This is a genomic window from Burkholderia sp. BCC1996 (assembly GCF_905339955.1).
Classification (GTDB): domain Bacteria; phylum Pseudomonadota; class Gammaproteobacteria; order Burkholderiales; family Burkholderiaceae; genus Burkholderia.
On sequence record NZ_CAJPHM010000022.1, the window covers coordinates 97,170 to 115,502 of the forward strand.

Below are 18,333 nucleotides of genomic sequence, written 5' to 3' on the forward strand. Positions count from 1 at the left end.
CTCACGCCTTGCCCGATGCCGGCGAGGCGGGATGGCGCCGGGAACCCCGGCGCCATGCAACGCGACTGATCAGAAGTGGAGCTGCTGGATCTGATCGGTCGTCATTGCCCCCACCTGCGCCGACGTCAGCGCATGCACCTGGGTCGTCGTGAACGCAGCCACCTGATCGGTCGTCAGGTTATGCACCTGAGCCGTCGTCAGCGCAATCACCTGGCTCGTCTTCAACGCCACGATCGACGCCGTGGACAGCGCCGCGGTCTGCGTCGTCGTCAGCGCCGCGAGATCAGCCGTCGTCAGTGCCGCCACCTGCCCCGTCGTCAGCGCCTTGACCTGATCGGTCGACAGGCCGTTCTGTACCTGGGCCGTCGTCAGGGACGCGATCTGCGTGTAGCTCAGTGCTGCCGCCTGAGCCGTCGTCAGGTTCTGCAGCTGATCCGTGCGCAGTGCCGCAACCTGATTCGTCTTCAGCGCGGCCACATCAGCCGTCGTCAGCGCGCTCGATTGCGCCGTCGTCAGCGCCACGACGTCGGCCGTCGTCAACGCGGCCGCCTGCGCGGTCGTCAGCGCCTTGACCTGGTCGGTCGTCAGGCCGTTCTGCACCTGATTCGTCGTCAACGCTGCCACTTGTGCGGTCGTCAGCGCGCCGGCCTGCGCCGTGCTCAGGTTGGCGATCTGCGCCGTCGTCAGTGCCGCGACCTGCGTCGGCTTCAGCGCCGCGAAGGCGGCCGTCGTCAGCGCGTTCACCTGGTCGGTCGTCAGCGACTTGACCTGATCGGTCGTCAGCGACGTCACCTGCGCGCTCGTCAGTGCTTTGACCTGGTCGGTCGTCAGGTTCTGCACCTGCGTCGTCGTCAACGCTGCGATCTGCGTCGCCTTCAGCGCCGCGACGTCGGCCGTCGTCAACGCCGACGCCTGCGCGGTCGTCAGCGCCGCGACGTCAGCCGCCGTCAGTGCCGCTGCCTGCCCCGTCGTCAGCGCCTTGACCTGATCGGTCGACAGGCCGTTCTGTACCTGGGCCGTCGTCAGCGATGCGATCTGCGTGTAGCTCAGTGCTGCCGCCTGAGCCGTCGTCAGGTTCTGCAGCTGATCCGTGCGCAGTGCCGCAACCTGATTCGTCTTCAGCGCGGCCACATCAGCCGTCGTCAGCGCGCTCGATTGCGCCGTCGTCAGCGCCACGACGTCGGCCGTCGTCAACGCGGCCGCCTGCGCGGTCGTCAGCGCCTTGACCTGGTCGGTCGTCAGGCCGTTCTGCACCTGATTCGTCGTCAACGCTGCCACTTGTGCGGTCGTCAGCGCGCCGGCCTGCGCCGTGCTCAGGTTGGCGATCTGCGCCGTCGTCAGTGCCGCGACCTGCGTCGGCTTCAGCGCCGCGAAGGCGGCCGTCGTCAGCGCGTTCACCTGATCGGTCGTCAGCGACTTGACCTGATCGGTCGTCAGCGACGTCACCTGCGCGCTCGTCAGTGCCTTGACCTGGTCGGTCGTCAGGTTCTGCACCTGCGTCGTCGTCAACGCTGCGATCTGCGTCGCCTTCAGCGCCGCGACGTCGGCCGTCGTCAACGCCGACGCCTGCGCGGTCGTCAACGCCGCGACGTCAGCCGCCGTCAGTGCCGCTGCCTGCCCCGTCGTCAGCGCCTTGACCTGATCGCTCGACAGGCCGTTCTGCACCTGAGCCGTCGTCAGCGCCGCCACCTGCGCGCTCGTCAGCGCACCTTCCTGCGCCGCGCTCAGATTGGCGATCTGCGCCGTCGTCAGTGCCGCGACCTGCGTCGGCTTCAGCGCCGCGAAGGCGGCCGTCGTCAGCGCGTTCACCTGGTCGGTCGTCAGCGCCGCGACTTGCGCCGTCGTCAGCGCGCCCGCCTGCGCGGTCGTCAGCGCCTTGACCTGATCGGTCGTCAGGTTCTGCACCTGCGTCGTCGTCAGCGCGACGATCTGGGGCGTTTTCAGCGCCGCGATGTTCGCCGTCGACAGCGCCGTGACTTGCGCCGTCGACAGCGCCGTTACGTCAGCGGCCGTCAGCGCCGCGGCCTGCGCGGTCGTCAGCGCCTTGACCTGATCGGTCGTCAGGCCGTTCTGCACCTGACTCGTCGTCAGCGCGGCCACCTGCGCGGTCGTCAATGCACCTTCCTGCGCCGCGCTCAGATTGGTGATCTGCGCCGTCGTCAGCGCCGCGACCTGTGTCGGCTTGAGCGCCGCGAACGCGGCCGTCGTCAGCGCGTTCACCTGGTCCGTCGTCAGCGCCGCCACTTGCGCCGTCGTCAACGACTGCGCCTGCGCGGTCGTCAGCGCCTTGACCTGATCGGTCGTCAGGTTCTGCACCTGGGCCGTCGTCAGCGCCACAATCTGGCCCGTCTTCAGCGCCGCCACGGCGGACGTCGTCAGTGCAGTCGCTTGCGCGGTGGACAACGCCGTCACGTCAGCCGCCGTCAGCGCCGCGGCTTGCGCGGTCGTCAGCGCCTTGACCTGATCGGTCGTCAAGCCGTTTTTCACCTGCGCGGTCGTCAATGCCGCGACCTGGGCGGTCGTCAGCGCGCCTTCCTGCGCCGCGCTCAGGTTGGTGATCTGCGTCGTCGTCAGTGCCGCCACCTGCGTCGGCTTCAGCGCGGCGAATGCGGCCGTCGTCAGTGCGTTCACCTGGTCCGTGCTCAGCGCCGCGATCTGCGCCGTCGTCATGGCCGACGCCTGCGCCGTCGTCAGCGCCTTGACCTGATCGGTCGACAGGCCGTTCTGCACCTGCGCCGTCGTCAGCGCGGCGATTTGCGTGCTCGTCAGCGCCGCAGCCTGAGCGGTCGTCAGGTTCTGCACCTGGGCCGTCGTCAGCGCCGCAATCTGAGTCGCTTTCAACGCGACCACATCGGCCGTCGTCAGCGCGCTCGACTGCGCCGTCGTCAGCGCGGCGACCTGCGCCGTCGTCAACGCCGCGGCCTGCGCCGTCGTCAGCGCCTTGACCTGGTCGGTCGTCAGGCCGTTCTGCACCTGATTCGTCGTCAGCGCCGCCACCTGCGCGCTCGTCAGCGCACCTTCCTGCGCCGCGCTCAGATTGGCGATCTGCGCCGTCGTCAGTGCCGCGACCTGCGTCGGCTTCAGCGCCGCGAACGCGGCCGTCGTCAGCGCATTCACCTGATCGGTCGTCAGCGCCGCCACTTGCGCCGTCGTCAGCGAGGCCGCCTGCGCGGTCGTCAGCGCCTTGACCTGATCGGTCGTCAGTTTCTGCACCTGCGTCGTCGTCAACGCAGCGACCTGGTTCGTCTTCAGCGCCGCGACATCGGCCGTCGTCAGCGCCGTGACTTGCGCCGTCGTCAGCACCGCGACGTCGGCCGTCGACAAGGCAGCGGCCTGCGCCGTCGTCAGCGCGTGAATCTGGTCCGTCGTGAGGCCGTTCTGTGCCTGGCTGGTCGTCAGCGCCGCCACTTGAGCGCTCGACAGCGCACCGGCCTGGGGCGCGCTCAGCTTCGAGAGTTGATCGGACGTGAGTGCTGCAATCTGGTTCGTCTTGAGCGCGGCAATGTCCGCCGTATTCAGCGAGCCGAGCTGGTCGGAGCTGAGAATCGCGACAGCCGTCGTGCTGAGGCTGACGACTGCCGACGTGGTCAGCGCAGCCACCGAGTCGGTCGTCAGCGCCTTGACCTGGTCCGTCGTCATTGCACCGATGTCAGTCCCTGTAAGCGCGTGCGCCTGCGCCGTCGTAAGCGCCGCGATTTGCGCCGTAGACATGCCCGTTACGATCGAAGTCATGCTTCATCCTTTCCAAGTTCGTTGTTCAGAAGCGGCATGTCCGAGACTGCCCCCCGTCAGCCGACGCTTTACTTTGATTTGGCCCTATCCTGCACCCGACTGATTAACGACCATGGAGCGACAAACTTTAGATAGATCGGGCGATCGATCGCATGTCACCGGGACATGCGCGAGACGCTGCCGATGCAGCGGCAGGATTTGAATGCGTTCTGAAAGATTTCACGAGCGCGTGACGGCCATTTCGCACCCGGCGTCGGCGGGTGGCTGCGCGCGCAATGGGCTTGCGTTGAAGTGAAGCGGCGGAAGCGTCTGGATCGCTCGCGCACGGGCTAGCGGCGCGGCGCAAGCTGCCGTATCAGTGACTCGCGCGCTGTCGATGCCCGAGCCAACCGGCGCGCGTTGCCCTCACGTTGCCCTGGTTAGGCACGCGAGATGAACGATCAAAAAAAGGGAATCGATACGAAGAATGCTCGATCAGGCTTGGCGCGCCCGGCTGGGATCGAACCAGCAACCCCTGCCTTCGGAGGGCAGTACTCTATCCATTGAGCTACGGGCGCATATGACAGTGACGACAGTGAAACGACCCCAATAAACTGGCCGCCCACCATTGACAAGACCGCAAGGATACCCGGTTTCCCAAAACGCGTCCACCTTGCCCGCCGAAACCCCGTCAGGCCCGCAATTCGTGCGGGTAAACACGCGCCTTCGCGCCGCTCGCCGTGATGTAAACGTTCCGTCTATAATCGTCCGGACTCATTGGATCGCCAGCCATTTTGCCGTTGCACCGCGCTCACAATTCCTAATCACGGAGACGAGGCAAGCATGAGCGAAGCACCCCACGAATCTCCCGTCAAAACCCCCGGGCAGCTGATTGCCGTCGTCATCGCCTCATTCGCGATTCCGATCGCCCTGATCGTCCTGTTTGCCACTTATGCCAACCATGCGTTCCGTTCGGGCGCGGGCACGGATGCGCTATCCGACGAACAGGTCGCCGCGCGGATCGCACCGCTCGCGAAAGTCGAAGTGAAGGACGCCAATGCGCCCCGCACGTACAAGACCGGCGAGGAAGTCTACAAGGCCGTGTGCGTGACCTGTCACGGCACGGGCGCCGCGGGCGCGCCGAAGTTCGGCAACAAGGACGACTGGGCACCGCGCATCTCGCAGGGCTTCGACACGCTGCTGAAAACGGCGCTGTCGGGCAAGGGCGCGATGCCGCCGCGCGGCGGCACGAGCCCCGACGACGTCAGCGACTATGAAATCGCGCGTGCGATCGTCTACATGGCGAACAACGACGGCGCGAACTTCCCCGAACCGGCTGCCCCGGCCGCCAATGCGGCACCGGCGGCGAGCGGCGCGGCGGGTGCGGCAGGCGCTTCGGGCGCCGACGCATCGAACGCGCAGGCCGCCGCTGCAATGGCCGCGATCGCCGCGATTCCGCAGGCCGGCGAAAAGCCCGCGGCCGCGCCGGCCAGCGCCGACGCCGCCTCCGCCGGCAAGGCGCTGTACACGCAGGTCTGCCAGGCGTGCCACGCGGCCGGCGTGCTCGGCGCGCCGAAGTTCGGCAGCAAGGAAGACTGGGCGCCGCGCCTGAAGGACTCGATGGATACCGTCTACAACTACGCGCTGCACGGCAAGGGCGCGATGCCGCCGAAGGGTGGGTCGAGCGCGTCCGACGCCGACGTGAAGGCGGCCGTCGACTACATGGTCAACGCGTCGAAGTAACGCCTGCCGGCCAGAAAAAACCCCCGCGGCGCACACACATCGCGGGGGTTTCGTTTATCCGGATCGCCGCGGCGTCCGTGCGCCGAAGCGCACCGCCTCACTTCTGCAACAGCGCCTTCAGGCTCGCGAGCCGGTCCTTCGGCGTCATCGGCGCTTCCTCCGGCGTCGGCGGCGGCGCTTCGTCGAGCCCCATCTCGGGAATGAAGCGCGACGGCTCGCACACGACCGTCTCGCGCGCCCGCTTGCGCTTCTTGCACCAGTTCAGGTGCAGACTGCGCTGCGCGCGCGTGATCGCGACGTACATCAGGCGGCGCTCCTCCTCGATCCGCTCGTTGTCGATCGGGCCGTCGTCCTCGCTGCCGCCGCGGTGCGGCATGATGCCCTCCTCGACGCCGACCAGGAACACGTGCGGATACTCGAGCCCCTTCGACGCATGGACGGTCGACAGCCGCACGGCGTCCGGATCCTCGTCCTTGCCTTCGAGCATCGACATCAGCGCGACGGTCTGGATCAGGCCGAGCAGGTTCTTGCCGGTATCCGCAAGCCCGTCCGCGTTGTGGAAGCCGTCGGCCTCGCCGTCGACGGCTTCGGTCTCGGGCTTGGTGCCCTTGCGCTTCAGCCATTCGAGGAATTCGAGCACGTTCTGCCACTTCGACTGCGCCTGCCGCTCGTCGAACGCATCGTACAGGTAGGCCTCGTAGTGAATGGCCTCCATCATGTCGTCGAGCACGACGGTCGCGGGCTCCTTGTCCGCGCGATCGGTCAGGCGCTGAATGAAGTCGCAGAACATCCTGAGCGGCTCGACCTGCCGCGCGGACAGCCGCGCCTCGATCCCGCCCATGTACACGGCCTCGAACAGCGACACCTTCGCCTGGCCCGCGAACGAGCCGAGCGCCTCGAGCGTCGTGTTGCCGATGCCGCGGCGCGGCGTCGTGACCGCGCGGATGAACGCGGGATCGTCGTCGGCGTTCGCAATCAGCCGCAGGTACGCGCACAGGTCCTTGATCTCGGCCTTGTCGAAGAACGACTGGCCGCCCGACAGCACGTATGGAATCCGCTCGCGCCGCAGCACCTGCTCGAAGATTCGCGCCTGGAAGTTGCCGCGATACAGGATCGCGTAGTCGCGGAACTGCGCGCGCCGCTCGAACTTGTGCGCGGACAGCCGGAACACGACCGATTCGGCCTCATGCTCCTCGTCGTTGCACGGCGTGACGGTGATGGAGTCGCCCATCCCGTGCTCGGACCACAGCTTCTTCTCGAACAGCTTCGGGTTGTTCGCGATCACGTTGTTGGCAGCGGTCAGGATCCGCACCGTCGACCGGTAGTTCTGCTCGAGCTTGATCACGTGCAGCTTCGGGAAATCCTTGCCGAGCTGCGCGAGGTTCTCGAGCGTAGCGCCGCGCCAGCCGTAGATCGCCTGGTCGTCGTCGCCCACCGCCGTGAACGCGGCGCGCGTGCCGGCGAGCAGCTTCAGCAGCTCGTACTGGCACGCGTTGGTGTCCTGGTATTCGTCGATCAGCAGGTAGCGCAGCTTGTTCTGCCAGCGGTCGCGCACCTGCTCGTTCTTCGCGAACAGCTCGGCCGGCAGGCGGATCAGGTCGTCGAAGTCGACCGCCTGGTATGCATGCAGCGTCGCGACGTAGTTGCGGTAGACCAGCGCCGCCTGGTGCTCGTCCTCGTTGGCCGCGATCGTCATCGCCTCCTCGGGCATGATCAGGCCGTTCTTCCACAGCGAGATGGTGCTCTGGATCTTGCGGATCAGGCCCTTGTCGGTGGTGCCGATCTGCTCCTGGATCATCCCGAAGCAGTCGTCCGAATCCATGATCGAGAACTGCGGCTTCAGGCCGACGTGCTCGGCCTCCTGGCGCAGGATCTGCACGCCGAGCGAGTGGAACGTACACACGGTGAGCTGGTTGACGGGCACCTTGCGGCCTTCCTTGCCGGGCGTGGTGAGCGTCTTGCCCTCGAGCAGCTTCGACACGCGCTCGCGCATTTCGGCGGCGGCCTTGTTCGTGAACGTGACGGCCGCGATGTGGCGCGGCTCGAAGCCTTTCGCTTCGATCAGGTGCGCGATCTTCTGCGTGATCACGCGGGTCTTGCCGCTGCCCGCGCCGGCGAGCACGAGGCAGGGACCGTCGAGGTAGCGCACCGCTTCGTTCTGAGCGGAGTTGAGGCCTGCGGACATGATGGCGGATGATGTTGCGGTTGACGGCGAACGCCGGGAGGATGCCGCGCGCGACGGGCCTGGAATGCAGGCGGACACGCGGGGCAGGACGCGCATGTTAACACGTCGGCGACGCGCTTTTCGGGAGCGCCGCCGGACGGGGCCGGGCGGGCAGGCGGTCGTTTCTCGGGCGGGCGTGTGCCGGCTTTTCGTGCGGGCAAGCTGCCGTTTCGCCTTCTTGTCGGGTTCTTTATCCAGTCCTCGCCGATCCTCGTCCGGACGGCCAATCCGGCCCCATCCACGGCCCGATCGGTCACAATGGGCGGCCGTCGCGGTGGGAAGCCCGCGGCGGGACGCGCCCCAACGCCGCCCGCGGGGTCGATGCGCGCAGCGCCCGGCGGTCCGACGCATATTGCCGGCTGCGGCCGCGCGCATGCCGTGTCCTGCCGGGCATTTTGCCGAGCGCGTCGGTGTGCGCCGCCGCGCCATGCCAAAATAGCCGGTCGTCCTCGCGCCCCAGCGGCGCGCCCTCTTTTCGTTTCGTACGCAGCCAGGGATTGCCATGTCGTCATTGCTCAGGATTGGTTTGATGGGTTTCGGTTTCGCCGGCGCGACGTTCCACGCGCCCGTGATCGCCACGAGCGGCCGCACCGAGGTCGCCGCGATCGCGACGGGGCAACCCGATCGCGCGCGCGCTGCCTTTCCGGGCGCCCGCATCGTCCCCGATCTCGACACGCTGCTCGGCCTCGACGATATCGACTGCGTGGTGATCGCCACGCCGAACGACACGCACTTCGCGCTCGCGCGCCAGGTGCTCCAGGCCGGCCGCCACGTCGTCGTCGACAAGCCCGTCACGCTCACGGCCGACGAAGCGCTCGCGCTCGCGCGGCTCGCGAATGCGCGCAGCCGCCTGTTCGCACCGTTCCACAACCGCCGCTGGGACGGCGACTTCCTCACCGTGCGCCGCATCGTCGAATCCGGCGAACTCGGCCGGCTCACCTATTTCGCGTCGCACTTCGACCGCTTCCGGCCGACGCCGCGCACGCGCTGGCGCGAGGAGCCCGCACGCGGCGGCGGCCTGCTGCTCGATCTCGGCCCGCACCTGATCGATCAGGCGCTCGCGCTGTTCGGGCTGCCGGAAACGGTCAGCGCCACGGTCAAGACACGCCGCGACAACGGCACGGCGCCCGATTTCGTGCACCTGCTGCTCGGCTATCCGGACAAGGACGTCGCGCTGCATGCGAGCGCGCTGTCGGCGATCGAGCCCGCGCGCTTCACGCTGCACGGCACGCGCGGCAGCTACCAGAAGTTCGGGCTCGACACGCAGGAAGAGCAGTTGAAGGCCGGCCTCACGCCGGATCACGTCGAGTTCGGCGGCGGCAACCCGCCCGGCGTGCTGCGCGTGCTCGACGGCGAGGTCGAGGTCGAGCGGCCGGTGCCGACGCTCGACGGGCAGTACGCGGAGTTCTATCGCGCGCTCGCCGCGTCGGTCCACGACGGCGCGCCGTTCCCGGTCACGCCGCAGGACGCCGTCGACGTGATGACGATCATCGAGCTCGCCGCGCAGAGCGAGCACGAAGGCCGCCGGGTACCGTTCGTGCGTCGCACCGTCTGACGGCCGCCGGCCGGGTCGTCGTCGCCCCGGCCGCAGCCGCCACCGCGCGCCGCCCCCGGCAGCGGTCACGCGTCAGCCGCCACGGCGCCACGTTCCCGAACATTCCGTTACAAATGGTGCGGGAACGAAAGTCAGCGGTCGTCCGGTCTGACGCGTTTCTCAAAAAGTCGATCCGACACCAAACCGTCAGGAGAATGTGATGCAACGGTTGATTCGCGCAGCGGCATGCTGCGTCCTGGTTTCCTCGCTCGCGGCCTGCGTCGTGCAGCCGCAGCGGCCGGCCCGACAGGCGCCCCCGCCCCCGCCGCGGCCGAATCCGCAGGTCGTCGCGAACGATCGCCTGCAGGAGGTCCAGGGCCGGATCGACAACCTGCACCGGCGCATCGACGCGCGCGTGAACGGCGGCTACTACCCGCCGCCGTACGGCGCGCAGCTGCACCACCGCCTCGACGTGATCCGCCAGGAAGCGAACGACATGTCGGGCCAGCACAACGGCGGCCTGTCCGGCGACGAGCAGCGCGTGCTGAACCAGGAACTCGACACGGCCGCGCGCGCGATCGGCGAGTAATCCCGGCCATGCCGGCGCCCGCCGGTGCCGGCAGAAGCGGCGGCGCCGCACGCCGCCGCTTGTCGCGAAGCGACATTCTTTTGCTCAAATTGACAATGCCCACCCGCTCGCGTACAGTCGCCCGCACGCGTCGGGAGAGCGTGTGACCGCGTAGCAGCAACGCCGGTCGCGCCGCCGAAGGGGCACACCCGCAAACTCTCAGGCAAAAGGACCGACCGCGTCGGGGAATCCCGTCCGCGCATTGCGCGGGCCGCACTCCCCGCACTCTGGAGAGCGGCAGTAGCCCGCAGCACATTGGCTGCGCGGGCAGGCTGCCCACCGAAGGGGCGCGCGTTCGCCGGCTCGTGGCCGCGGCGCAATCTCTCAGGTATCGAGGACAGAGGGGCATGTACCGGATCGTTTCGCAGGCCCCAAGGCCGCGACGGTCGGCACATGGCCGTTCTGACCCGCGCGCAAGCGCCTTGCCTGAGGCCTCGATGACTGCACTGAATCAAACCCCGCTCAACGCCGCGCACCGCGCGCTCAATGCCCGCATGGTCGACTTCGGCGGCTGGGACATGCCCGTCAACTACGGCTCGCAGATCGAAGAACACGAAGCCGTGCGCACCGACGCCGGCATGTTCGACGTGTCGCACATGTGCGTCGTCGATTTCACCGGCAGCCGCGTGCGCGCGTTCTTCGAGCACGCGATCGCGAACAACGTCGGCAAGCTCAAGATCCCCGGCAAGGCGCTCTACTCGTGCCTGCTCAATCCGCAGGGCGGCGTCATCGACGACCTGATCGTCTATTACTTCACCGAAGACTTCTTCCGCGTCGTCGTCAACGCCGGCACGGCCGAGAAGGACATCGCGTGGTTCAACCAGCTCAACGAACAAGGCGGCTACGGCCTGACCATCGCGCCGCGCCGCGATTTCGCGATCGTCGCCGTTCAGGGCCCGAACGCCCGTGAAAAGGTCTGGACGACGGTGCCCGCCGCGCGCGCCGCGACCAGCGAGCTGAAGCCGTTCAACGCCGCGCAGGTCGCCGGCACGCCGTTCGGCGACCTCACCGTCGCGCGCACCGGCTACACGGGCGAAGACGGCTTCGAGGTGATCGTCCCGGCCGTGCACGTCGAAGCGCTGTGGAACGCGCTCCAGCAAAACGGCGTGCGCCCGTGCGGGCTTGGCGCGCGCGACACGCTGCGCCTCGAGGCCGGCATGAACCTGTACGGCCAGGACATGGACGACACCGTGTCGCCGCTCGACGCGGGCCTCGCGTGGACGGTCGACCTGTCGGCGCCGCGCGAGTTCGTCGGCCGCGCCGCACTCGAGGCAAACGGCACGCGCGCCGCGTTCGTCGGCCTGATCCTGCAGAAGGAAAACGGCAAGGCGGGCGGCGTGCTGCGCGCGCACCAGAAGGTCGTCACGCCGCACGGCGAAGGCGAGATCACGAGCGGCACGTTCTCGCCATCGATGCAGGAGTCGATCGCGTTCGCGCGCGTGCCGGCGGCCGTCCAGGTCGGCGACACGGTCCATGTGCAGATTCGAGACAAGCAACTTCCCGCGCGCGTGGTAAAACTGCCGTTCGTGCGCAACGGCAAGGTCCTCGCTGCGTAACGACCGGGAGGCGACCGGGAGGCCGCCTGCCGCGAAGCCGGGAAATGGCGCCCGGCGCAACCACACCCGGCGCGCCCCGGCGGCGCGCCAGCATAACGAACACACCCTTTTATCCAGGAGCATCCGATGAGCAACGTCCCGGCCGATCTGAAGTACACCGACGAACACGAGTGGGTCCGCACCGAAGCCGACGGCACGCTGACGGTCGGCATCACCGATCACGCGCAGAGCACGCTCGGCGACATCGTCTTCCTCGAGCTGCCGCAAGTCGGCAAGTCGGTGAACGCGGGCGACGCCGTCGGCGTCGTCGAATCGGTGAAGGCGGCATCCGACATCTACTCGCCGGTGTCCGGCGAAGTCGTCGCCATCAACGAAGAAGCCGCCGACTCGCCGGAAGAAGTGAACAGCGACGCATACGGCGTGTGGCTCTTCAAGATCAAGCTCGCGGCCGGCGCGTCGACCGACAAGCTGATCGACGCTGACGCCTACAGCAAGCTGATCGACTAATTTTCCTTACCCGAACCGCGCGGGGCCGGCCTCGGCCCGCGCGGGACCAGAGTCACGCCATGAAGCTCGAACACCCGGACCGCCTGATGAACCGCACGCCCCTCTCGCTCGCCGCGCTCGAAACGCACGACGCGTTCGCAGAACGCCACATCGGCCCCGATGCCGCCAGCCAGCAGGCCATGCTCGACACGCTCGGCTTCGCGTCGCGCGCCGCCCTGATCGACGCCGTGATCCCGGCCTCGATCCGCCGCGCCGAAACGCTGCCGCTCGGCCCGTTCGCGCAACCGAAGAGCGAGGCCGAAGCCCTCGCCGCGCTGCGCGCCCTCGCGGACAAGAACCAGGTGTTCCGCTCGTATATCGGCCAGGGCTATTACGACTCGCACACGCCGGCCGTGATCCTGCGCAACGTGCTCGAAAACCCGGCGTGGTACACGGCCTACACGCCGTACCAGCCCGAAATTTCCCAGGGTCGCCTCGAGGCGCTCCTGAACTTCCAGCAGATGGTCGCCGACCTCACGGGCCTCGCGATCTCGAACGCCTCGCTGCTGGACGAAGCAACCGCCGCGGCCGAAGCGATGACGCTGCTGCAGCGCACCGGCAAGCCGGCGTCGAACGTGTTCTACGTCGCCGACGACGTGCTGCCGCAGACGCTCGAAGTGATCCGCACGCGCGCGCTGCCGATCGGCATCGAGGTCAAGACGGGCCCGGCGGCCGACGCCGCGCAGGCGAACGCGTTCGGCGTGCTGCTCCAGTACCCGGGCGTGTACGGCGACGTGCGCGACTACCGCGCGCTCACTGAAGCGATCCACGCGGCCGGCGGCCATGTGGTCGTCGCGGCCGACCTGCTCGCACTGACCGTGCTGACGCCGCCCGGCGAATGGGGCGCGGACGTCGCGGTCGGCAACACGCAGCGCTTCGGCGTGCCGATGGGCTTCGGCGGCCCGCACGCCGCTTACATGGCCGTGCGTGACGAATTCAAGCGCCAGATGCCGGGCCGCCTGGTCGGCGTGACCGTCGACGCGCAGGGCAAGCCCGCGCTGCGCCTCGCGCTGCAGACGCGCGAACAGCACATCCGCCGCGAGAAGGCGACGTCGAACGTGTGTACCGCGCAGGCGCTGCTCGCGATCATGGCGAGCATGTACGCGGTCTACCACGGCCCGCACGGCCTGAAGACGATCGCGCTGCGCGTGAACCGCATCGCCGCGCTGTTCGCCGCCGGCGTGAAGCAGCTCGGCTTCGCGACCGTCAACGACACGTTCTTCGACACGCTGACGATCGATACCGGCGCACGCACCGCGCAGGTCCACGAATTCGCGAAGGCCAAGCGCATCAACCTGCGTCGCGTGAGCGACACGCAAGTCGGCGTGTCGGTCGACGAAACGACGACCCGCGACGACCTCGCCGATCTCCTTGCCGTATTCGCGCAGGCCGCGGGCGGCACCGCGCCGGCCGTGGACGCGCTGGACGCGGGCCTCGGCGGCGTCGCCGTGCTGCCGGCCGGCCTCGAGCGCACGAGCGCGTACCTGACGCACCACGTGTTCAACCGCCACCATTCCGAAACCGAAATGCTGCGCTACCTGCGCAGCCTGTCGGACAAGGATCTCGCGCTCGACCGTTCGATGATCCCGCTCGGTTCGTGCACGATGAAGCTGAACGCGACGTCGGAAATGCTGCCGGTCACGTGGCCCGAATTCGGCCGGATCCATCCGTTCGCACCGGCCGAGCAGACCGTCGGCTACCGCGAGATGATCGACCAGCTCGAGCAGATGCTCGTCGCCGCGACCGGCTATGCGGCCGTGTCGCTGCAGCCGAACGCCGGCTCGCAGGGCGAATACGCGGGCCTCTTGATCATCCACGCTTACCACGCATCGCGCGGCGAAGCGCATCGCGACGTGTGCCTGATCCCGGCCTCCGCGCACGGCACGAACCCGGCGTCGGCGCACATGGCCGGCATGAAGGTCGTGGTCGTCGCGTGCGACGCGCAAGGCAACGTCGACATCGCCGACCTGAAGGCGAAGGCCAAGCAGCACGCGAACGACCTCGCGGCGATCATGATCACGTATCCGTCGACGCACGGCGTGTTCGAGCAGAACGTCCGCGAGATCTGCGAGATCGTGCATGCGCACGGCGGCCAGGTGTACGTCGACGGCGCGAACATGAACGCGATGGTCGGCCTGACCGCGCCGGGCCAGTTCGGCGGCGACGTGTCGCACCTGAACCTGCACAAGACCTTCTGCATCCCGCACGGCGGCGGCGGCCCGGGCGTCGGCCCGGTCGCGGTCGGCGCGCACCTCGCGAAGTTCCTGCCGAACCAGCGTTCGACCGGCTACGCGCGTGCGGAAGACGGCATCGGCGCGGTGTCGGCCGCGCCGTACGGCTCGGCGTCGATCCTGCCGATCTCGTGGATGTACATCGCGATGATGGGCGCGAAGAACCTGACCGCCGCGACGGAAACCGCGATCCTCAACGCGAACTACATCGCGAAGCGCCTCGCGCCGCACTATCCGGTGCTGTATTCGGGCCCGGGCGGGCTGGTCGCGCACGAGTGCATTCTCGACCTGCGTCCGCTCAAGGAAACGAGCGGCATCAGCGTCGACGACGTCGCGAAGCGCCTGATGGACTACGGCTTCCATGCGCCGACGATGAGCTTCCCGGTGCCGGGCACGCTGATGGTCGAGCCGACGGAATCGGAATCGCAGGAAGAACTCGACCGCTTCATCGCCGCGATGATCGCGATCCGCGAGGAAATCCGTGCCGTCGAGGAAGGCCGCGCCGACCGCGAGGACAACCCGCTGCGTCACGCGCCGCACACGGCAGCCGTCGTCACCGCGAACGAATGGCCGCACGCGTACTCGCGCGAGCAGGCGGCGTACCCGGTCGCGTCGCTCGGCACGAACAAGTACTGGCCGCCGGTCGGCCGTGCGGACAACGCCTACGGCGACCGCAACCTGTTCTGCTCGTGCGTGCCGGTGTCGGACTACGCATAACGCTCGCCGCGCTCCGGAGTCCGGCCGTGACCACACCGCACGCAACCCTCGGTTGCGTGCGGTTTTTGCGTCCGCCGTCTGCCCGATCGATTCACGTTTGCCCGCCAATCCGGCTAACATCACACGCGATCCAGCCAATCAAGGAGTTCCGCATGGTGCGTCCGATGTTTCCGGGCCAGGGTGCCACGCAGGAGCGGCCGCGCACGCGCCGCGTCGTGCCGCTGCTCGTCGCGTCGCTGTCGTTGGCCGCCGCCGGCCTCGGCACGGCCGGCAGCGCGCGCGCGGCGATGAATTTCTGCGCGGCGCCCGCGTTGCAGGCGAGCGAGACGACGCAGGCCGAGCCGGGCGTGCAGGCACTGATCCGCAGCGTCGACGCGCGCATCGGCGAGCAGCCGAAGGCAATGGCGCGCGTGCACACCGAGGGCACGCTGCCGCACGAAGGCATCTACGACCAGAGCGCCGACGCGCTGAAGGACATGGAGCTGATGCGCGACGCCGCGCTCGCGTGGCGCGTGACGAACGCGCCGCGCTATCTGCAGCTCGTCGACCGCTTCCTGTCCGCGTGGGTGTCGACCTATCAGCCGGGCTTCAACCCGATCGACGAGACGCGCTTCGACAGCCTGATCATCGCGTACGACATGACGGCGAGCGCGCTGCCGGTCAAGACGCGTAACGCGACGGCGGCGTTCATCGCGAAGCTCGGCGCCGGTTACGTCGCGCAGATCGACGCGCAGAAGCGCCCGCTCGCCGGCACCTGGCGCAACAACTGGCAGAGCCACCGGATCAAGCTGATCGCGCTGTCCGCGTTCACGCTCGGCGACCGCAAGATGATGAACGCCGCGCAGCGGCTGTTCGTCGAGCATCTCGCCGACAACATCGGCCCGGACGGCAAGACCTGGGATTTCGAGGAACGCGATGCGCTGCATTACGCGGTGTACGACTTGCAACCGCTGGTGACGGCCGCGCTCGCCGCGCGCCGCTTCAACCGCAACTGGCTGCGCGAGCGCGGCGCGAACGGCGCGACGCTCGCGGCCGCGCTCGACTGGCTCGTGCCGTACGCGCTCGGCGAGAAAACGCACGAGGAATTCGTGAATTCGCCGGTGCCGTTCGACGCGAAGCGCCGCGAGGCCGGCTTGCCGGGTTATACGGGGCAGTGGGACCCGAAAAACGCCACCGAACTCTTTCATCTGGCCGCGCGTCTCGACGGGCGCTATGCGCGCGTCGCGCGGCAACTCTCCCCCATGCCGCCCGCATGGCTCGCCGCGTGCCTGCCATTGCAGGCGCGCTAGCATTATTCTTAAAGCAAGGCAGGTATCAAGATGGCAGTCAGCGTGTTTGACCTCTTCAAGATCGGCATCGGCCCGTCCAGTTCGCATACGGTCGGACCGATGCGCGCGGCGCTGATGTTCGTGCAGGGCCTCGAGCGAGACGGGATGCTCGACGCGACGGCCAGCGTGAAGGTCGAGCTGTACGGCTCGCTCGGCGCGACCGGCAAGGGCCACGGCACCGACCGCGGCGTGATGCTCGGCCTGCTCGGCGACGCGCCCGACACCGTCGATCCCGAGACGATCGACGCGCGTCTGGAAGATGTCCGCAAGTCGAAGAAGCTCGCGCTGCTCGGCACGCATCCGGTGCCGTTCGTGCTGAAGGAGAACATCGCGTTCTACCGGCAGGCGCTGCCCGAACACCCGAACGGCATGAAGCTGCGCGCGTCCGACGCGAACGGCGACGTGCTGGTCGAGCGCACCTACCTGTCCGTCGGCGGCGGCTTCGTCGTGACGGCCGGTGCGCCGAACACGAAGGTGCTGAGCGCGGCCGAGCAGATGACGCATCCGTTCCGCACCGGCGCCGAGCTGCTCGCGCTGACCGAGTCGACCGGCAAGTCGATCGCGCAGCTGATGTGGGAAAACGAGCGCGCGTGGCACACCGAGGAAGAGACGCGCGACGGGCTGCTGAAGATCTGGGCCGTGATGCAGTCGTGCGTGTCGCGCGGCTGCGGGATCGGCAACCCGGAAGCCGACGGCAACCTGCCCGGCCCGTTCCAGGTCAAGCGCCGTGCGCCGCAGCTGTATCGCGCGCTGACTGGCAATCCCGAGCGTGCGCTGCAGGATCCGCTGTCGATGGTCGACTGGATCAACCTGTATGCGATCGCGGTCAACGAGGAAAACGCGGCCGGCGGCCGCGTCGTCACCGCGCCGACCAACGGCGCGGCCGGCATCATCCCGGCCGTGCTGCACTACTACACGCGCTTCACGCCGGGCGCGAACGAACAGGGCGTGATCGACTTCCTGCTGACCGCCGCCGCGATCGGCATCCTGTATAAGCTCAACGCGTCGATTTCGGGTGCGGAAGTGGGCTGCCAGGGCGAAGTGGGCGTCGCGTGCTCGATGGCGGCCGGCGCGCTCGCGGCCGTGCTCGGCGGCACGCCGCGCCAGGTCGAGAACGCGGCCGAGATCGGGATGGAGCACAACCTCGGCCTCACCTGCGACCCGGTCGGCGGGATGGTGCAGATCCCATGCATCGAGCGCAACGCGATGGCGTCGGTGAAGGCCGTCAATGCAGCGCGCATGGCGCTGCGCGGCGACGGCTCGCACTACGTGTCGCTCGACTCGGTGATCAAGACGATGCGCGAGACGGGCGCCGACATGAAGACGAAGTACAAGGAAACGTCGCGCGGCGGGCTGGCGGTGAATATCGTCGAGTGCTGATGCAGGGTCCGGCGGTCATGCGGGTGGATCGATATCCCGCATGACCGTCGGACACAATCACCGCCATCAATCGTTCAGCCAGTTCTCCAGCCGCAATCCCGGATAGCTGACGAAATCCCGCTCGTTGTTGGTCACGAGCGCGACGTCGAGCGACACCGCATGCGCGGCGATCAGCTTGTCGAGATGATCCTTCTTCCGCTCCCGGGTTGCGTCGCGGACCGGACCATACGCTTGCGCCGCCGCGACGTCGAACGGAGCAACGGGGATATCGTCGATCAGCGCGGCGAGATGGCGACGCTCCCGCGCAGGATTCGCACATGCGGCGACGCCGGACTCGAGCTCGGCATACGTGATCGCCGACATCACCACATCTCCCGTGTAGCACTGCGCAAATCGTTTCGCGACTTGCTCAGGCTGGTTCTTCATCAGATAGATGCACATGTTGGTGTCGAGCATGTAGCGCGGCATTACAGCTCCTCGCGATCGGCCTGCTCCTGGTCGCCGCGCCCTTCCGCCATGAAATCCGGCCCGAATTTCGCGAATTTCTCGAGTACGCGGGTCAACGGCCGCCGTATCGGTCGAATACGGATTTCGTCACCGATACGCTCGATTTCCAGTTCGATATCGCTGCGCTCGTAGGCGAGGTCGGCAGGAATTCGCACGGCCTGCGAGTTGCCGTTCCGAAATACCTTCGTCGTGTGCATGTCGATCTCCGCATGGATGTACATGGGATGT

The 18,333-nt window shown here is 67.9% G+C and carries 12 protein-coding genes, 1 tRNA gene and 2 riboswitches; of the genes, 8 read left to right on the top strand and 5 right to left on the bottom strand.

The window, feature by feature from the left end; all coding sequences use genetic code 11:
* Positions 1-69 precede the first annotated feature (69 nt).
* On the bottom strand, positions 70-3,639 hold the full coding sequence (locus U4Z64_RS28085) for a beta strand repeat-containing protein (RefSeq protein ID WP_415750606.1): 3,570 nt from the start codon (positions 3,637-3,639) through the stop codon (positions 70-72).
* Between the two features lie 574 nt (positions 3,640-4,213).
* Positions 4,214-4,289: transfer RNA gene (locus U4Z64_RS28090), tRNA-Arg, on the bottom strand.
* 265 nt (positions 4,290-4,554) lie between these two features.
* Between U4Z64_RS28090 and U4Z64_RS28095 the strand changes: the two genes are divergently transcribed.
* The gene (locus U4Z64_RS28095) at positions 4,555-5,454 is read left to right on the top strand and encodes a c-type cytochrome (protein ID WP_321821679.1); all 900 of its coding nucleotides are present in this window, start codon (positions 4,555-4,557) and stop codon (positions 5,452-5,454) included.
* 97 nt (positions 5,455-5,551) lie between these two features.
* Here the strand turns inward: U4Z64_RS28095 and U4Z64_RS28100 are convergent, their stop codons facing one another.
* Positions 5,552-7,639 carry a UvrD-helicase domain-containing protein gene (locus U4Z64_RS28100; RefSeq protein ID WP_321821680.1) on the bottom strand — a complete coding sequence of 696 codons (2,088 nt, stop codon included), beginning with the start codon at positions 7,637-7,639 and terminating at the stop codon, positions 5,552-5,554.
* A 541-nt stretch (positions 7,640-8,180) separates the two neighbouring features.
* Here U4Z64_RS28100 and U4Z64_RS28105 point away from each other — a divergent pair.
* The 7 genes from U4Z64_RS28105 (at position 8,181) to U4Z64_RS28135 (ending at position 17,598) form a co-directional block, all read left to right on the top strand.
* Positions 8,181-9,233, top strand: coding sequence for an oxidoreductase (locus U4Z64_RS28105; protein WP_321821681.1), 1,053 nt, complete (start codon positions 8,181-8,183; stop codon positions 9,231-9,233).
* A 199-nt stretch (positions 9,234-9,432) separates the two neighbouring features.
* The gene (locus U4Z64_RS28110) at positions 9,433-9,801 is read left to right on the top strand and encodes a hypothetical protein (RefSeq protein WP_044848372.1); all 369 of its coding nucleotides are present in this window, start codon (positions 9,433-9,435) and stop codon (positions 9,799-9,801) included.
* Between the two features lie 121 nt (positions 9,802-9,922).
* Positions 9,923-10,026: riboswitch (glycine riboswitch) on the top strand.
* A 31-nt stretch (positions 10,027-10,057) separates the two neighbouring features.
* A riboswitch (glycine riboswitch) is annotated at positions 10,058-10,191 on the top strand.
* A gap of 86 nt (positions 10,192-10,277) precedes the next feature.
* Positions 10,278-11,396 carry a glycine cleavage system aminomethyltransferase GcvT gene (gene gcvT / locus U4Z64_RS28115; RefSeq protein ID WP_321802062.1) on the top strand — a complete coding sequence of 373 codons (1,119 nt, stop codon included), beginning with the start codon at positions 10,278-10,280 and terminating at the stop codon, positions 11,394-11,396.
* 126 nt (positions 11,397-11,522) lie between these two features.
* Positions 11,523-11,903 (top strand): glycine cleavage system protein GcvH, encoded by a 381-nt coding sequence (gene gcvH / locus U4Z64_RS28120; protein ID WP_044848374.1) that lies wholly within the window; start codon positions 11,523-11,525, stop codon positions 11,901-11,903.
* A gap of 59 nt (positions 11,904-11,962) precedes the next feature.
* Positions 11,963-14,890, top strand: coding sequence for an aminomethyl-transferring glycine dehydrogenase (gcvP, locus tag U4Z64_RS28125; protein WP_321821682.1), 2,928 nt, complete (start codon positions 11,963-11,965; stop codon positions 14,888-14,890).
* Between the two features lie 152 nt (positions 14,891-15,042).
* Positions 15,043-16,179: an alginate lyase family protein gene (locus U4Z64_RS28130; RefSeq protein WP_321821683.1), complete on the top strand. Its 1,137-nt coding sequence runs from the start codon at positions 15,043-15,045 to the stop codon at positions 16,177-16,179.
* 30 nt (positions 16,180-16,209) lie between these two features.
* Positions 16,210-17,598 carry an L-serine ammonia-lyase gene (locus U4Z64_RS28135; RefSeq protein ID WP_044848377.1) on the top strand — a complete coding sequence of 463 codons (1,389 nt, stop codon included), beginning with the start codon at positions 16,210-16,212 and terminating at the stop codon, positions 17,596-17,598.
* 66 nt (positions 17,599-17,664) lie between these two features.
* Here U4Z64_RS28135 and U4Z64_RS28140 read toward each other — a convergent pair whose 3' ends face one another.
* Both U4Z64_RS28140 and vapB read right to left on the bottom strand, forming a co-directional pair.
* The gene (locus U4Z64_RS28140; RefSeq protein WP_321821684.1) at positions 17,665-18,066 is read right to left on the bottom strand and encodes a type II toxin-antitoxin system VapC family toxin; all 402 of its coding nucleotides are present in this window, start codon (positions 18,064-18,066) and stop codon (positions 17,665-17,667) included.
* Complete coding sequence (vapB, locus tag U4Z64_RS28145; protein WP_044848395.1) at positions 18,066-18,302, bottom strand: type II toxin-antitoxin system VapB family antitoxin; 237 nt, start codon at positions 18,300-18,302, stop codon at positions 18,066-18,068. The genes U4Z64_RS28140 and vapB overlap by 1 nt, the downstream gene beginning before the upstream one ends.
* Positions 18,303-18,333: the final 31 nt, after the last annotated feature.

Bases quoted from the DNA above. Each gene is read 5' to 3' on its own strand.
- U4Z64_RS28135 (WP_044848377.1), top strand. From the start codon at position 16,210: ATGGCAGTCAGCGTGTTTGACCTCTTCAAGATCGGCATCGGCCCGTCC.
- U4Z64_RS28085 (WP_415750606.1), bottom strand. From the start codon at position 3,639: ATGACGACGGACCAGGTCAAGGCGCTGACGACCGACTCGGTGGCTGCG.
- U4Z64_RS28100 (WP_321821680.1), bottom strand. From the start codon at position 7,639: ATGTCCGCAGGCCTCAACTCCGCTCAGAACGAAGCGGTGCGCTACCTC.
- gcvP (WP_321821682.1), top strand. From the start codon at position 11,963: ATGAAGCTCGAACACCCGGACCGCCTGATGAACCGCACGCCCCTCTCG.
- vapB (WP_044848395.1), bottom strand. From the start codon at position 18,302: ATGCACACGACGAAGGTATTTCGGAACGGCAACTCGCAGGCCGTGCGA.
- U4Z64_RS28105 (WP_321821681.1), top strand. From the start codon at position 8,181: ATGTCGTCATTGCTCAGGATTGGTTTGATGGGTTTCGGTTTCGCCGGC.
- U4Z64_RS28140 (WP_321821684.1), bottom strand. From the start codon at position 18,066: ATGCCGCGCTACATGCTCGACACCAACATGTGCATCTATCTGATGAAG.
- gcvT (WP_321802062.1), top strand. From the start codon at position 10,278: ATGACTGCACTGAATCAAACCCCGCTCAACGCCGCGCACCGCGCGCTC.
- gcvH (WP_044848374.1), top strand. From the start codon at position 11,523: ATGAGCAACGTCCCGGCCGATCTGAAGTACACCGACGAACACGAGTGG.
- U4Z64_RS28095 (WP_321821679.1), top strand. From the start codon at position 4,555: ATGAGCGAAGCACCCCACGAATCTCCCGTCAAAACCCCCGGGCAGCTG.
- U4Z64_RS28110 (WP_044848372.1), top strand. From the start codon at position 9,433: ATGCAACGGTTGATTCGCGCAGCGGCATGCTGCGTCCTGGTTTCCTCG.
- U4Z64_RS28130 (WP_321821683.1), top strand. From the start codon at position 15,043: ATGGTGCGTCCGATGTTTCCGGGCCAGGGTGCCACGCAGGAGCGGCCG.